The organism is Brevibacillus sp. AF8 (assembly GCF_021270385.1).
GTDB lineage: Bacteria > Bacillota > Bacilli > Brevibacillales > Brevibacillaceae > Brevibacillus.
This window is the reverse complement of record NZ_JAGQDN010000011.1, coordinates 130,853-145,669: the sequence shown is the minus strand read 5'-3', so window position 1 is coordinate 145,669 and position 14,817 is coordinate 130,853. Positions and strand designations below refer to the sequence as shown.

Here is a 14,817-nt window from a genome sequence, read left to right as displayed (position 1 = left end):
AAATGGCATTTGCTTACGTCTCGCTTACAAAAGTGTAAGAAGTGAGCGGATCTCCCGTATTCGACCGCAACTTCATCCTGAATTCCTGCGTCTATTGTAATAATCAGGAAGTCGGGGTGCACAATGAAACCGATCGCACGGGGGAAGTGGCGTCTGGCAGCAGGCATGACCTTTTTTCGTTGGAAAAGATATGTACAATGGACATTTGGTCGAACGAGGTTCGCTCATGAGAAAAGAAGCGAATGGTTCCGTTATGTCCATTATTCTCATCAAACGATTTTGTTACGCCCATTGCAGAACGTGGAAATGTGGATGCAGCACAACAAAGTGATCAATTTGCGGCTGGCAATTGAACGATTGAACGGATTGATCATCCATCCCGGGGAAACCTTTTCGTATTGGAAGCAGATTGGCAAGCCGACCCGTAGCAAAGGCTATGTAGAGGGTATGCTGCTATCGCAGGGACGAGTCACGGCCGGAGTTGGCGGAGGGCTTTGTCAGATCTCGAATCTACTGTACTGGATGGCCTTGCATACGCCCTTGACAGTCACGGAACGGCATCGTCATAGCTACGATGTTTTTCCCGATTCGAATCGGACACAGCCTTTTGGAAGTGGAGCCACTTGTTTCTATAATTATCTGGATTTGCAAATCGCCAACCGGACGCAACAGCCCTTTCAACTGCATGTCTACCTGACCGATACACATTTGGCAGGCGAATGGCGTTCAGACATGCCACCGACACGGACGTATGTCATTTTCGAGAAAGAACATGAGATCTATCCTTCGATTTGGGGAGGGTATGAACGGAAAAATGAATTGTATCGGGATGTTTACACGCTGGAAGGAGAATGGTTGGAACAGGAATGGCTGACGGAGAATCGGGCTTATTTGATGTATGAGCCATTGCTGCCCAAAGGATGATGTTTCCTGTTCGGGATACGAACTGGAACTCCACTGCGATCTGTGCGAAAATAGGAACATATGCTTTCGTCTAGGGAACGTGGAAAGGTGGATTTATACATATGTCTTATGCAGATCGTATCACAGCAGGCCTGAACCCTGAGCAGCGGGAAGCAGTCCTTACAACAGAAGGCCCCGTCTTGATTTTGGCCGGTGCGGGTAGTGGCAAGACCAAGGTACTGACACAGCGTATTGCATACCTGATCAGTGCCAAACAGGTAGCGCCTTGGAGCATTTTGGCGATCACCTTCACCAACAAAGCAGCGCGGGAGATGCAAAACCGTGTGGCGGCAATTATTGGCGGAGCGGCAGCGCAGGATGCATGGCTGTCGACGTTTCACTCCTTGTGTGTGCGGATTTTGCGCAGGGATATCGACCGACTGGGGATCAATCGCAGCTTTTCCATTTTAGATGCGGGTGACCAGTTGTCTGTCGTCAAGCAATGTTTAAAAGAATTGAACATCGATCCGAAGCAGTATGAGCCGCGTTCGATTTTAGCTGCGATCAGCGGAGCGAAAAACGAGCTGACCGATCCAGAAACCTATACGCGTCTAGCGGGCGATCCATTTGCACAAGTGGCAGCAAAGGTTTACACGGCTTATCAGAAAAAGCTGAGAAATAACCAGTCGCTGGACTTCGATGATCTGATCATGACGACAGTTCGTCTGTTTAAAGAAGTGCCGGAAGTATTGGAGTTTTATCAAAAGAAATTCCGTTATATACACGTTGACGAGTATCAGGATACAAACCGCGCGCAATACCTTTTGATTTCCATGCTGGCTGACAAGTATCGAAATGTATGCTGCGTGGGGGATGCTGACCAAAGTATTTATAAATGGCGCGGTGCAGATATCTCGATCATTTTAAACTTTGAAAAAGACTATCCCGAAGCCAAGCTCATCAAGCTCGAGCAAAACTATCGCTCCACCAAAACGATTTTGCAGGCGGCAAACCAGGTCATTGCCAACAACAAGCTGCGCAAGGAGAAGAAGCTCTGGACAGAGAATCCAGGCGGCGACAAGATCATGTGCTTCCAGGGTGATTCCGAGCACGACGAGGCGTATTTTATTGTCGATACGATTCGCAAGCAGATGGCACAGTATAAGCGCTACGACAAGTTCGCAGTCTTGTATCGGACGAATGCACAGTCTCGTGTGGTCGAGGAAGTTTTCATCAAGTCGAATATGCCGTACACCATCGTCGGCGGAACCAAGTTCTACGATCGCAAAGAGATCAAGGACATCTTGGCTTATTTGCGTCTCATCTCCAATCCGGATGACGATATCAGCTTGCAGCGCATTATCAACGTACCGAAGCGTAATATCGGGGATACGACGGTAGACAAGCTACAAGCGTATGCGAACGCAAATGGTCAGTCCCTTTTCCAAGCGATTCAGGAGACGGCTTACATGGGGCTGCCTTCACGCACCACGAATGCAATTCTTTCCTTTAATGATCTCATCTCGAATCTGATGCAAATGACCGATTACTTGAGTGTGACTGAGCTGGTGGAAGAAGTGCTGAAGCGCTCTGGATACCGCGATTCATTAAAAGAAGAAAAGACGCTGGAAGCACAGGCTCGTCTGGAGAATATCGAGGAGTTCCTGTCTGTAACCCAGGAGTTCGAGCGCAAAAATGAAGACAAGAGCTTGCTTGCGTTCCTGACCGACCTCGCGCTGGTAGCAGACATCGATTCCTTGGGAGATGATGGTGCCCAGGAGGAAGTATCGGCAGAGGGACAGGTTGTATTAATGACCTTGCACAGCGCCAAAGGGCTGGAGTTCCCTGTGGTGTTCCTGGTAGGTTGCGAGGAAGGTGTCTTCCCGCATAGCCGCTCTTTGTTTGACGATGCCGAAATGGAGGAAGAGCGCCGTCTGGCTTACGTGGGAATTACACGGGCGGAGGAACGCCTGTACATGACATGTGCCCGTATGCGGACGCTGTTTGGACGGACCAATGTGAATGCGCCGTCTCGCTTCCTGCAAGAAATTCCGGCTGAGCTGTTGGAAGGAAATCCAGCGACAGCGGACAGAGGCTTCGGTGGTGGACGCAGCAGTGCATTTGGACAGCGTGATGGCAGTGCATTCGGACGTGATGCGGGAGCGAGACCGTTTGGAGCGTCCTCCTCACAAGCAGGCTCTGCTCCGAAATTTGGCATGGGTCAGCGAACCGCAAGCAGTACACCTGCTACATTTACTCGTCCGGCGGGTGAAAAACTGCCTGGACACGGTCAAGGAGCAGGCGTTGATTGGAAGGTTGGCGACAGAGTGGCGCATGGCAAATGGGGCAACGGTACGGTCGTCAAAGTAAAAGGAACGGGCGACGACATGGAGCTCGACATTGCTTTCCCAAGCCCGACTGGCATTAAAAAGCTGTTAGCGAAGTTCGCTCCTATTCAAAAAGGATAATATGCAAATGCAAATACAGGCCAATCGCAAAAGTAAAGGATGAACGAAATGGATCGATTGACGGCGGAAACAAAAATTAAAGAATTAGCGAAACGAATTGAGCGGCATAATCGTCTTTACCATGAAGAGGATCGACCTGAGATTTCTGACCAGGAATACGATCAATTGATGCGGGAGCTAAAGGAGCTTGAAACCAGCTTCCCTGATTTGCAGTCACCTGATTCCCCTTCCTTGCGTGTAGGGGGAGAGCCGCTGCCCTTCTTTGAAAAGGTAGTTCATAAGACACCGATGCTCAGTCTCGGCAACGCCTTTAATGAGGAGGACATCAGGGACTTTGACCGCCGGGTTCGTCAGGCCGTTGGCAGTCAGGCTGTCCGATATGTAGCTGAACTGAAAATTGATGGTCTGGCCGTGTCGCTTCATTATGAAAATGGGCTGTTCGTCCGCGGGGCTACACGTGGAGACGGAACAACAGGCGAAGACATCACACAAAACCTGAAAACGATTCGTTCCATTCCTTTGCGATTGACGAAGCCGTTAACCCTTGAGGTTCGCGGTGAGGCTTACATGTCCAAGGGAGCATTTGAAAAGCTGAATAAAGAGCGCGAGGAGCGAGGAGAAGCGTTATTTGCCAATCCGCGCAATTCCGCAGCAGGCTCGCTCCGACAGCTCGATCCGAAAATTGCCGCATCCCGTCAACTGGATACGTTTATTTACGGCATTGGCGATTTGCAAGGGGAGACAGTGGAATCGCACAGTGAAGGGCTTGATTTGCTGGAGACGCTAGGTTTCATGGTGAATCAGGAGCGACGTGTATTTGACGACGTCGATGAACTGCTCGCTTTTATTGCCAGTTGGACAGAGAAGCGTCCTCATTTGCCTTATGAAATCGACGGCATGGTGATCAAGGTCGACAGTTACGCTCAGCAGGAGGAGCTTGGTTTTACTGCGAAAAGTCCACGTTGGGCCATCGCATACAAGTTCCCTGCCGAAGAAGCGGTTACGATTCTCGAAGGTATTGAAGTATCTGTGGGGCGTACAGGGAATGTCACCCCGACTGCTTTATTGAAGCCAGTCAGTTTGGCAGGTACGACCGTGAAGCGCGCTTCCTTGCACAACGAAGACATCATTCGGGAAAAAGGCCTCCTTATCGGTGATCATGTTGTCGTCAAGAAAGCAGGGGACATTATCCCGGAAATTATCGCGGTCTTGCCAGAGCGTCGTACTGGAAATGAAGTACCGTTTGCCATGCCAACGCATTGTCCAGAATGCGGGAGCGAGCTGGTACGCTTGGAGGAAGAAGTGGCTCTGCGCTGCATCAATCCAATGTGTCCCGCACTGATCCGTGAAGGCATGATTCATTTCGTGTCCCGGACGGCCATGAACATTGACGGCTTGGGAGAAAAGGTCGTGGCTCAGCTGTATCGCGACGGTATTATCCACAGTGTCGCTGACCTGTATTATTTGCACCAGCAGCGTGATGCTCTGCTGGGCATGGAGCGCATGGGTGAAAAGTCCGTAGATAATTTGCTTGCGGCAATTGAAGCAAGCAAGGAGAACTCGCTGGAGCGCGTATTGTTCGGTCTGGGCATTCGCTTGGTTGGAGCCAAGGCGGCACGTGTTCTCGCGGAGCATTTTGGCAATATCGATGCCATCATGCGGGCATCCGAAGAAGAGATTACGCAAATCGATGAGATCGGGCCGAAAATGGCTGCGAGTCTTGTGAACTACTTCGCACAGCCGCAGGCGCAGGCAGTTATTGAGAGACTGCGAGCGGCCGGAGTAAACATGGAGTACAAAGGAATCCGCATTGAGAGTGGCGAAGACCTCCCATTCTCAGGCAAAACAATCGTTTTGACCGGCACCTTGACGCAAATGTCGCGGCAGGAGGCAGAGGAAGCGATTGCGCGCTTGGGTGGCAAGGTAACAGGCAGCGTCAGCAAAAAGACAGACCTGGTGATTGCAGGTGAAAAAGCCGGCTCCAAGCTGGAGAAGGCAGAAAAACTAGGCGTGGCTGTAATGGACGAAGCAGGCTTCCTGCAAGTATTGGAGAGCAACGCCTAAGAAAACGGTGGCGACAACGGATGAGTAAGGGAAGGGACGTGAAGAGCATGAATAGCTTCCTGAAATGGGGAATCGGTGTAATAGCCATGCTGCAATTGGTTGGCTGTGGAAGTAACAGCAGTACTGGCAGTGGTAAACAAATTAATACGACTCCTCCAACAGTCACAGCTGCTGCTCTACAAGGGAACTTGACCTATCAGGACGTATTGGAATTGGGAGCAACCATTCACAATCTGATGATGACCGATGATGCTCGTCAAATATGGGTTGGTACGAATGCAGGGTTGTATAGCTCAGCTGGCGGTGGAACGTGGGGATCTCTCTCGACAGATTTAGAGCAGTATGCGATCGAAGGTTGGTTTGTGGACCCGGATGATCCGAAGCAAATATTTGTCGGCGGGATTGATGGGGTTCTTCATTCAACAGATGGTGGTAAAAAGTGGACTTCTGTCAACAAGGGGTTGCCAGAGCCAGCGAATATCAGCAGCTTTGTAGGGAATCGCCAAGGAGACGAAGTGCGTCTGTTTGCCTTTGTCTCGGGTGAAGGCATCTATCAGTCGACGGACGGGGCCCAATCATGGAGTCTGTGGCAGCCGATGGATCAGGAAGTATTTGCCATGGACTTTGATCCCGAACAAGACCGACTCTATGTAGCGGCCCAATTCAGCTTGCTCTATAATGAAGAGGGGCAGTGGAAGACAGAGGAGATTCCCGGAGCACAGCAGATCTATTCGCTAGCCATTAACAGACGAACTGGCACTCTCGCTGTCGCAACCGAAAAAGGTATCTACGAGAAAATCAAGGGCGAATGGCGTTTGCTTGATGCTCGCTCACCGGAAAAGCTGATTGTCATTGCTTCAGGTGGCGAGGATACAAAATGGGTGGGAATTGGCGAATCGGCATTGATCTACAAGCTCGAAGACAATCGATGGGTCAAGTGGAACGAATGATTTGTACATCGCCCACCTTTGGATACGAAAAGGAGTAATCTATGAAAGTGAAGTTTTTGACAGGATGCAGGTTCTTGACAGCTGTACTTCTTGTGATGGCATTGACTGGCTGCTCGTTGATACCTGGGGGCAAGGACAAAGCTCCTGAGCCTACTACACCGTCCTTGTCGGAGGTAGTGGAAGTATCCGAGGATTACTACGGCAGCATTACCCCGTACCAGCCAAACCAGACACGAGGAATGCTTGCTGATACGAAATATCGCGTCGATTTCAGTCACCTTGAATTAGGCTTGATGGAGTTTGCTCGGGAGACATACCCGACGTCCGATTATTATTTCCAAGAAGGTCAAGTGGTCAAAAAAGAGCAAGTTACTCAGTGGATCGCACAGGAAAAGACGGCTGGGGCCAACGGGAAAAAGAAAAACGGGATTCTCGTGCACGTACTGGAGCATGATTACCTGAGCAAGAAGGATAAGAGCCTGGCTGGCATGGTGTTAGGCTTGTCGCTTTCGCCGAACTATCAGGATGCAACCGGTCAGGACAAGGTGTACACGACACAAGAACTGCAAGCAAAAGGTCAGCAGCTTGCAGCTCGTATCGTGCAGTCTGTACGTGCAACTAGTCCGGAAGTTCCGATCCTGGTTTTGATGTATCAAGTACCGGAGGCGAATTCTACTCTGGTGCCGGGGCACTTCATCATGTCAGGAACAGTAGGGGCGAATGAAGCAACGATATCCAAGTGGCTGCCGATCGAAGAGGAATATTTCCTGTTCCCGAGTCCGGAGGTTGAGCAGAAATACCCAGAGCAGTCGTTGCAGTACGACAAGCTGATGCGCCAATCCAAGGGCTATTTCCCTGAATATATCGGGATGACTGGTCTGGGACGTTTCATGGACGGCAAGCTCACTGAAATTACGATTACAGCCACGGCAGAGTATGACTCCAGAACAGAGGTTTTGCAGTTTACGCAATTTGCAGCAGGAAGCATTAATCAGCTCTTCGACAAAAGCGTTCACGTCAACCTGTACGTACAGTCGATGAATAAACCATTGTCGCTCTACATTCGGCCGACAAGTGGAGAGCCGTATATGCATATTTACAGACAATAAGGAAAAGCATAAAACACCCGAATGATCACCTGAGAAGGTGAGGAGATCGGGTGTTTTTTTTGTACACAAAAGATAGTGGATTGAACAGATGTGTGAAATGTTGAACGGTGTATGCACAAAAGTGTTCGGGATAGTTCTTGAATCTTGTCGGTGATTTTTCTGCAAAAATGCAAACACTAATAGAGTCGAGCCTTTAATGGTTTTGTTGGTATGATCCTTGCATATGTTTTATGAGTGATCCGAACATGGAAGATATCGATAAGGAGGCGTCACAGATGCAAGTGGAATTCAAAAACGAGGCGTTTACCAATTTTAGTCTGCCAGAAAATAAAAAGGCATTTGAAGAAGCGCTCGCTAAGGTAGAAAGTGAGCTTGGCCGTGAGTATCCGCTTATCATCGGCGGAGAACGCATCACAACTGAAAAGAAATCCAACTCCTTCAACCCTTCTAATAAAGAACAAGTAGTGGGCGTTGTTTCCCAGGCTGACCAAGCATTGGCTGAAAAAGCGATCCAAACAGCTGCTAGCACCTTCGAAACATGGAAAAAGGTCCCTGCACAAGCACGTTCCCGCTATCTGTATAAAGCAGCAGCAATCCTGCGTCGCCGTAAGCATGAGTTCTCTGCTTGGCTCGTAAAAGAAGCAGGAAAAAGCTGGGCAGAAGCTGACGCTGACACAGCAGAAGCAATCGACTTCATGGAATACTATGGCCGTCAAATGGATAAGCTGTCCCAGCGCCATGATCTGCCTCGTATCCCTGATGAGGATAACGAATTGTACTACGTTCCACTTGGTGTAGGTATCGTTATCCCACCTTGGAACTTCCCTCTTGCGATCATGGTTGGTATGACGACAGCAGCTCTTGTAGCGGGTAACACCGTTGTGTTGAAGCCTGCTTCTACCACTCCAGTAATCGCTGCGAAATTCATGGAGATTCTCGAAGACGCTGGCGTACCAGCTGGTGTTGTAAACTTCGTACCAGGTTCCGGTAGCCAAATCGGGGATTACCTCGTAGAGCACAACCTGACTCGTTTCATCAGTTTCACAGGCTCCCGTGACGTAGGTCTGCGCATCAACGAACTGGCTGCGAAACATCGTCCAGGTCAAAAATGGATGAAGCGTCTGGTTGCTGAAATGGGCGGTAAAGACTCCATCGTTGTTGACAACGACTGCGATATCGAGTTGGCTGCACAGTCCATCGTGGCTTCTGCATTTGGCTTCTCCGGTCAAAAATGTTCCGCTTGCTCCCGTGCAATCGTTCACCAAGACGTGTACGACCAAGTACTGGGCCGCGTAGTAGAACTGACAAAACAACTGACTGTGGGCGACATCAGAACCAACGATTTCTACACAGGTCCTGTGGTTGACGAGAAAGCATACAACAAAATCCTCGAGTACATCGAGATTGGTAAAACAGAAGGCAAACTGGTTGCTGGTGGCGAAAAAGGTCCAGAATCCGGCTACTTCATCATGCCAACTGTATTTGCAGATGTAGATCCACAAGCTCGCATCATGCAAGAAGAGATCTTTGGCCCAGTGGTAGCGTTCTGCAAAGCCAACGATTTTGATCATGCAATGGAAATCGCGAACAACACTGAGTACGGCTTGACTGGCGCTGTCATCAGCCGCAACCGTGAGAACCTGGAGCGCGCTCGCGAAGAGTTCCACGTAGGTAACCTGTACTTCAACCGCAAGTGCACAGGCGCTTTGGTGGGTGTACATCCATTCGGAGGCTTCAACATGTCCGGTACAGACTCCAAAGCGGGTGGACCAGACTACCTCCTGCTCTTCACACAAGCAAAAATGGTGTCCGAAAAACTGTAAGCTACGCAATAAAAAAGGCTGCCTCTTTTACAGAGGCGGCTTTTTTGTTCCCATTTTGTCCACACTAAAGACAAAATGAAGGGCAAAGCAGGTGAGGGTAGCTGTTTACTTATATCGTGTCAGGACTCTCCTCGTTTTTTGTTGTGTATTTGTTGATGCCAGTAGCAAATTGGCTGGCTTGGAAAACAAAGCTGCTGGATATGCCAAAGGGGAGAAAGGGACATAGCAGGCCGATCCCATTATCTGGTGGTTTGGCGATGTTTGTCGGTCTCTTGTTAGTGTCAACTTTTTTTGCAGGGGCGCAAAAATCCGTTGCAGTTTTGGCAGTTGGAGGGGCCGTGTTAGTGGCCATTGGATGGGTAGACGATACGTTTAAGTCGCAAAAAAAAGAATTTCCGGCACTGCCGAAGCTGATGGTGCAGTTACTGGTCGCGACGATGACCTTTCTCATGGATATTCGCTTTCGGGGAATCAATTTGATGTGGCTGGGGGGAGAGGATGGGACGTATATCTCATTTCCAATCCTTGTTTCCCTGCTGATGACCGTGCTGTGGATCGTCGGTTTGATCAATATGGTGAATTTTTTGGATGGAGTCGACGGGCTTGCTGCCGGTGCTACCGCAATCTCAGCAGTGACCTTGTTCTTTTTGTCGATGCTCAAAGGTCAAGAATTAACGGCATTATTGGCAGTTGCACTGGCAGGTGCTGCACTCGCTTTTCTACGCTTTAATTTTTATCCGGCGAAAATTTTTATGGGTGATGCAGGTTCGATGTTTTTGGGATTCGCTCTCGGCGTGATCTCATTGGAAGGAACGATGAAAGGGGCTACAATCATTTCATTAGTCGTGACGGTACTGGCAGTAGGCTTGCCCGTCATAGACACTGTACAGGTCATCATCAGTCGGCTTTTGGCGGGTTCCCCCATGTACCAAGCGGATCGCCGACATGTTCATCATCGGCTCATGTCCCGGGGGTTGTCTACGAAGCAGACGGTTATCATTCTGTATGTGGTGAGCTTGCTGTTTTCCGTCTTGGCCGTGTTTTTGTTTTACAGCCAATAATCAAATAGGGTTAAAGAAAAAGAAACGATTCCGCCCTGTCTTTTTGGCCTGATAAAGTGCTTTGTCTGCATTGCTCAGCAGTTGTTCGGCTTCGCTTGCAGATGCTGGATAGAGGGCAATGCCTATGCTTGTCGAAAACGGTATGGTCCGGTCCTCGATCATCCATGGCTCTTGCGTTGCAAGCAGGATACGGTTCGCAATTTTTTCAACCTGACGTTCGGAGTGAATGCCGGTCAGGACGATGACAAACTCGTCTCCACCCAGACGTGCGACGATATCTCCATCCCGAACAGATGACTTGAGGCGAGTAGCCAGCATTTGCAAAAACAGATCGCCTGTGTCATGACCCCATGTGTCGTTGATTTCTTTAAAGCGGTCACAGTCCAGATAGAGGGCAGCGACTATTTCCTCTTTTGATTGGGCAGCACGTAGAGCTTGCTGGAGTTTTTCGGAGAGGAGCCGCCTGTTTGGCAATCCCGTGAGCACATCATGATACGCCATGTAGGCTAGCTGTGACTCCAGGTTTGTTCGCTCGGTAACATCCCGGGTAATGGAAAAGACATGCGTGCATACGCCATGGCTATCGTAGACAGGAGATAGAATGGATTCGCCAATGATGTCACCATTCGCAGTAAAATGGATCGGACTCCCGCTTTTTACTGCTTGTGTGTACATGTGCTGTAATAAGCTGGCTTTTTCATGAGGATAGACGTCCTCAAACTTTTTTCCGTATGCTTCCTCGCTCAATTGGGCGACGTGCATCGCCGATGGATTCATCAATACATAGCGAAACTGATACTCCCCGTCCACATCTTGTTCGACAGCCATGAGAAAGAACATGTCCGACATATGATCGAATAGACTGGTTAGGATATCACCATGCTGACTGATAAGTGTAGTAATATCGAGTTTCTTCACCATAACCGATATCTCCTGATAAGTGGCTTCTTAGAATGATTATAGTATAGCAAGACTGTCGAAGAAAATGATGAACCTCTGGTAATAGTGCGGGGTTTACTGGCTGTTAGCAGAAGTGGTAAAGTAAGGGTATTGTTGTTTTACGAAGGAGCATTTCTTATGGGCAAAAAGCTGCTCCCAGGTCTCATCCATCGCTTGCCACAAAACGCGATGTCCCGGACTATGGGCAAAATTACCGCTACTCCCTTTAGTCGATTAGCCATTCAACGATACATAAAGCACTATCAAATTGATACGTCGATCATAGAAAAGCCAGCGTCAGAATACCGCACGCTGAAGGAGTTCTTTTCCCGACGCCTGAAGCCCGCAGCGAGACCGATTGCACCTGGGCCAGACACTATCGTGAGCCCGGTGGATGGAACTGTTTCGCAGTTGGGTGATATTTGCGAGGGCACCTTGATTCAAGCAAAGGGAAAAGATTTCAGTGTAAGTGAGTTGTTGGGCGGTTCGGAGGAAGAGGCCAAGCGTTATTATGGTGGTAAATTTATCACCATTTATTTGAGTCCAAGGGACTACCACCGGATTCATATGCCAGTAACAGGCGATTTGAGCAGTTACTGCTATATGCCAGGCAGACTCTATCCCGTCAACAAGCTCGGGATTGAAAATGTAGACCGTTTGTTTGCTCGGAATGAACGCTTGGTAACTCACATCAAAACAGATAGCCTGGGCGATATGGCTTTGGTTAAAGTAGGAGCCTTGTTTGTAGGCAGCGTGAAGGTCTGCTACAACACAGCGACGACGAATATCAAGCACGGTCGACAAACCCACGAGAAGATTGCTGGGACACCTCGTTATGAGAAAGGCTCGGAGCTGGGCTGGTTCGAATTTGGTTCGACCGTCATTTTGCTGTTGGAGTCCAACGAGCTCGAATGGGCAACAGGCGTTGAAAAAGGGAAGTCTCTCTTGATGGGGCAGGCGCTCGCGACAAAGAAGGCGGAATAACGAACGACTGAAGAGATCACGGTCCAGGGCAAATGCCTTGGACTTGTTTTTTCTTAGTCTTCTAATGGATGTGGCTGCGGTGGGGAGAAGAATATTTCCAGACTAGGCTCCAGGCTCCGTCCCGCTGGGGGTTGAGGCTGTCCGCTCCGAAGGGATTCGCAGGGAAACGCAAAAGTGGTAGCCGCTTCGTAGCTCGGGCACGTTGCGTTTCTACTTCCCGCTAATCCCTTCTGCGCTGGGTAGGACTTCACAAGTCGCTACGCCTGGAAATATTCTTCTCTGTCGTAACTGATTACTTTCTTCCATCTATTACGGCATTAAAAAATCGAATCAAACTGATAGCTCGTCGAGGAAACAGGAGAAATAAGCGAAGATCTTAGGGACACCGACCGAGGCGCAATGAAAAAAAGAGAAACAAGCCCTTAGCGTCCACCCCTGAGACACCCCCTGAAAGGACGACTTTGGACGCGGGTTTCGCTTTTTTACATGGAGCCGGGCAGTCAATCTCCCAGCGGGTGGACCTAGAAGCTGAGCGTTTTCTCCTGTTTCCTCCCCACCTCAACAGCCGGACAGAGTGTTTTTACTGGTTAATAATCGATCAATATTTTTTTGCCGAAAACATTATTTGTTTTCTCCGTCGAAATCCCTGTGAAAATTGACTGAACCTGCTCTTTTCAAGTAAGATCAAAGTTATGTGATACGATTCGGAGGTGGAAAGAATGAGTGCCATTACTCGCAAAGAAGTGGAACATGTAGCTAATTTGGCCCGTTTGCAGCTCACTGAGGAAGAAGCGGAGCGGTACACAAAAGACCTGAATGCGATTCTTGATTTTGCAGCCAAACTCAATGAGCTCGATACATCCAATATTGAGCCAACCAGTCATGCTACAGACGTGAAAAACGTCATGCGCGAAGACGTAAACAGACCGTCCCTGCCACGTGAAGACGTGCTGAAAAACGCACCAGATCACGAAGACGGGCAGTTTAAAGTACCGGCTGTATTCGAATAACCTACTGGATAATGAGAAGGGAGGAACCCACTGTGTCGCTGTTTGACAAGCGATTGTCTGAGATACATAGCGCGCTGCGCGCAAAAGAGATTTCGGTAACGGATCTGGTGCAGGCTTCCATCGCTAGCATCAAGGAGCATGACGAAGAAATCAAATCCGTCCTGCATGTAGATGAAGAGGGAGCCTTGGCTCATGCCCGCCAATTGGACGAGCGTCTGGTCAAGGGAAATGAGGAGCTGGGTCTTCTCTACGGCTTGCCTGCCGGATTAAAGGACAACCTGGTTACAAAAGACGTTCGCACGACTTGCGCGAGCAAATTTTTGGCGAATTACGATCCTGTCCATGACGGGACTGTTTCCAAAAAGGTGAAGGAAGCCGATGCAGTCATCGTCGCGAAGCTGAACATGGACGAGTTTGCGATGGGCGGCTCCAACGAAAATTCCGGCTTTTTCCCAGCCAAAAACCCGTGGAACACCGACTACGTTCCGGGCGGCTCCTCCGGTGGCTCAGCGGCGGCAATGGCTGCGCGTCATTTTTATTTCACCCTTGGTTCTGATACAGGCGGTTCCATCCGTCAGCCTGCTGCTTTTTGTGGCGTTGTCGGCTTGAAGCCTACGTATGGACGCGTATCCCGTTTCGGGCTGGTTGCTTTCGCGTCCTCACTGGATCAAATCGGGCCTGTGACGAAAAACGTTGAGGATTCTGCCTATGTGTTGCAAGCGATTGCGGGACATGATGAATACGACTCTACCTCTGCCAATGTGGACGTACCGGATTACTTGTCTGCATTGACTGGAGATGTAAAAGGACTGCGTATCGGGGTACCGAAAGAGTTGATCGGAGAAGGGATTGACCCTGAGGTTCGCGATGCGGTTCTGGCAGCATTGAAGCAGTTGGAGAGCATGGGTGCTACATGGAGCGAGGTTTCCATGCCGCACACAGAATATGCAGTGCCAGCTTACTACCTCTTGTCTTCGTCTGAAGCTTCGTCCAACCTGGCTCGTTTTGACGGCGTTCGCTATGGTGTGCGTGCAGATAATGCGGCAAACCTGATCGAGCTGTACAAGGAATCTCGCAGCCAAGGCTTTGGCCCAGAAGTGAAGCGCCGCATCATGCTCGGAACCTACGCGCTCTCGTCTGGTTATTACGATGCTTACTACAAAAAGGCGCAGCAGGTGCGTACCTTGATCATCCAGGACTTCAACAACATTTTTGCTGACTACGATGTCATCCTGCATCCAACCACGCCTTCTACGGCTTTCAAAGTAGGCGAAAACGTAGATGATCCGGTGAAAATGTATCTGGAGGATATTTGTACCGTTCCTGTAAACCTGGCTGGTCTGCCAGCAATCAGTGTGCCGTGCGGATTCTCCAAAAACGGTCTGCCGATCGGTTTGCAGATCGTAGGTCGTGCATTTGACGAATCCACCGTATTGCGCGTAGCCCATGCGTATGAGCAAACAGCAGGCTTCTACGGTCGCAAACCGGAATGGGTGAGGGGGTAAG

Annotated in this window: 11 protein-coding genes; 10 read left to right on the top strand and 1 reads right to left on the bottom strand. The window is 49.6% G+C overall.

All coding sequences use genetic code 11. The features are described from left to right. Positions 1 to 123 precede the first annotated feature (123 nt). The 7 genes from KB186_RS16120 (at position 124) to KB186_RS16090 (ending at position 10,378) form a co-directional block, all read left to right on the top strand. Positions 124 to 924 (top strand): VanW family protein, encoded by an 801-nt coding sequence (locus KB186_RS16120; RefSeq protein ID WP_173610618.1) that lies wholly within the window; start codon positions 124 to 126, stop codon positions 922 to 924. Positions 925 to 1,025: 101 nt separating this feature from the next. After that, positions 1,026 to 3,371 (top strand): DNA helicase PcrA, encoded by a 2,346-nt coding sequence (gene pcrA / locus KB186_RS16115; RefSeq protein WP_221866825.1) that lies wholly within the window; start codon positions 1,026 to 1,028, stop codon positions 3,369 to 3,371. A gap of 48 nt (positions 3,372 to 3,419) precedes the next feature. Continuing rightward, positions 3,420 to 5,435, top strand: a complete 2,016-nt coding sequence (gene ligA / locus KB186_RS16110; RefSeq protein WP_232773978.1) for an NAD-dependent DNA ligase LigA — start codon at positions 3,420 to 3,422, stop codon at positions 5,433 to 5,435. Positions 5,436 to 5,455: 20 nt separating this feature from the next. After that, the gene (locus KB186_RS16105; RefSeq protein ID WP_173610615.1) at positions 5,456 to 6,385 is read left to right on the top strand and encodes a WD40/YVTN/BNR-like repeat-containing protein; all 930 of its coding nucleotides are present in this window, start codon (positions 5,456 to 5,458) and stop codon (positions 6,383 to 6,385) included. Positions 6,386 to 6,426: 41 nt separating this feature from the next. Further along, positions 6,427 to 7,494, top strand: coding sequence for a CamS family sex pheromone protein (locus KB186_RS16100; protein WP_221866826.1), 1,068 nt, complete (start codon positions 6,427 to 6,429; stop codon positions 7,492 to 7,494). 275 nt (positions 7,495 to 7,769) lie between these two features. Continuing rightward, positions 7,770 to 9,317, top strand: a complete 1,548-nt coding sequence (pruA, locus tag KB186_RS16095) for an L-glutamate gamma-semialdehyde dehydrogenase (protein ID WP_047072228.1) — start codon at positions 7,770 to 7,772, stop codon at positions 9,315 to 9,317. A gap of 155 nt (positions 9,318 to 9,472) precedes the next feature. Beyond that, positions 9,473 to 10,378 (top strand): MraY family glycosyltransferase, encoded by a 906-nt coding sequence (locus KB186_RS16090; protein WP_232773977.1) that lies wholly within the window; start codon positions 9,473 to 9,475, stop codon positions 10,376 to 10,378. Here KB186_RS16090 and KB186_RS16085 read toward each other — a convergent pair whose 3' ends face one another. After that, the gene (locus KB186_RS16085; protein WP_173610613.1) at positions 10,379 to 11,299 is read right to left on the bottom strand and encodes a diguanylate cyclase domain-containing protein; all 921 of its coding nucleotides are present in this window, start codon (positions 11,297 to 11,299) and stop codon (positions 10,379 to 10,381) included. It lies immediately after the preceding gene. Between the two features lie 156 nt (positions 11,300 to 11,455). Between KB186_RS16085 and asd the strand changes: the two genes are divergently transcribed. The 3 genes from asd (at position 11,456) to gatA (ending at position 14,816) form a co-directional block, all read left to right on the top strand. Further along, on the top strand, positions 11,456 to 12,301 hold the full coding sequence (gene asd, locus KB186_RS16080; protein ID WP_173610612.1) for an archaetidylserine decarboxylase: 846 nt from the start codon (positions 11,456 to 11,458) through the stop codon (positions 12,299 to 12,301). Positions 12,302 to 13,020: 719 nt separating this feature from the next. After that, positions 13,021 to 13,311, top strand: coding sequence for an Asp-tRNA(Asn)/Glu-tRNA(Gln) amidotransferase subunit GatC (gene gatC, locus KB186_RS16075; RefSeq protein ID WP_007717539.1), 291 nt, complete (start codon positions 13,021 to 13,023; stop codon positions 13,309 to 13,311). Between the two features lie 32 nt (positions 13,312 to 13,343). Then, positions 13,344 to 14,816 carry an Asp-tRNA(Asn)/Glu-tRNA(Gln) amidotransferase subunit GatA gene (gatA, locus tag KB186_RS16070; protein WP_173610611.1) on the top strand — a complete coding sequence of 491 codons (1,473 nt, stop codon included), beginning with the start codon at positions 13,344 to 13,346 and terminating at the stop codon, positions 14,814 to 14,816. The last annotated feature ends 1 nt before the right edge of the window (position 14,817 follow it).

What these genes read in the sequence shown, in the direction of transcription:
- ligA (WP_232773978.1), top strand. Translation starts at nt 3,420, where the DNA reads ATGGATCGATTGACGGCGGAAACAAAAATTAAAGAATTAGCGAAACGA.
- KB186_RS16090 (WP_232773977.1), top strand. Translation starts at nt 9,473, where the DNA reads ATGCCAGTAGCAAATTGGCTGGCTTGGAAAACAAAGCTGCTGGATATG.
- pruA (WP_047072228.1), top strand. Translation starts at nt 7,770, where the DNA reads ATGCAAGTGGAATTCAAAAACGAGGCGTTTACCAATTTTAGTCTGCCA.
- KB186_RS16085 (WP_173610613.1), bottom strand. Translation starts at nt 11,299, where the DNA reads ATGGTGAAGAAACTCGATATTACTACACTTATCAGTCAGCATGGTGAT.
- KB186_RS16100 (WP_221866826.1), top strand. Translation starts at nt 6,427, where the DNA reads ATGAAAGTGAAGTTTTTGACAGGATGCAGGTTCTTGACAGCTGTACTT.
- KB186_RS16105 (WP_173610615.1), top strand. Translation starts at nt 5,456, where the DNA reads ATGAGTAAGGGAAGGGACGTGAAGAGCATGAATAGCTTCCTGAAATGG.
- pcrA (WP_221866825.1), top strand. Translation starts at nt 1,026, where the DNA reads ATGTCTTATGCAGATCGTATCACAGCAGGCCTGAACCCTGAGCAGCGG.
- KB186_RS16120 (WP_173610618.1), top strand. Translation starts at nt 124, where the DNA reads ATGAAACCGATCGCACGGGGGAAGTGGCGTCTGGCAGCAGGCATGACC.
- gatC (WP_007717539.1), top strand. Translation starts at nt 13,021, where the DNA reads ATGAGTGCCATTACTCGCAAAGAAGTGGAACATGTAGCTAATTTGGCC.
- asd (WP_173610612.1), top strand. Translation starts at nt 11,456, where the DNA reads ATGGGCAAAAAGCTGCTCCCAGGTCTCATCCATCGCTTGCCACAAAAC.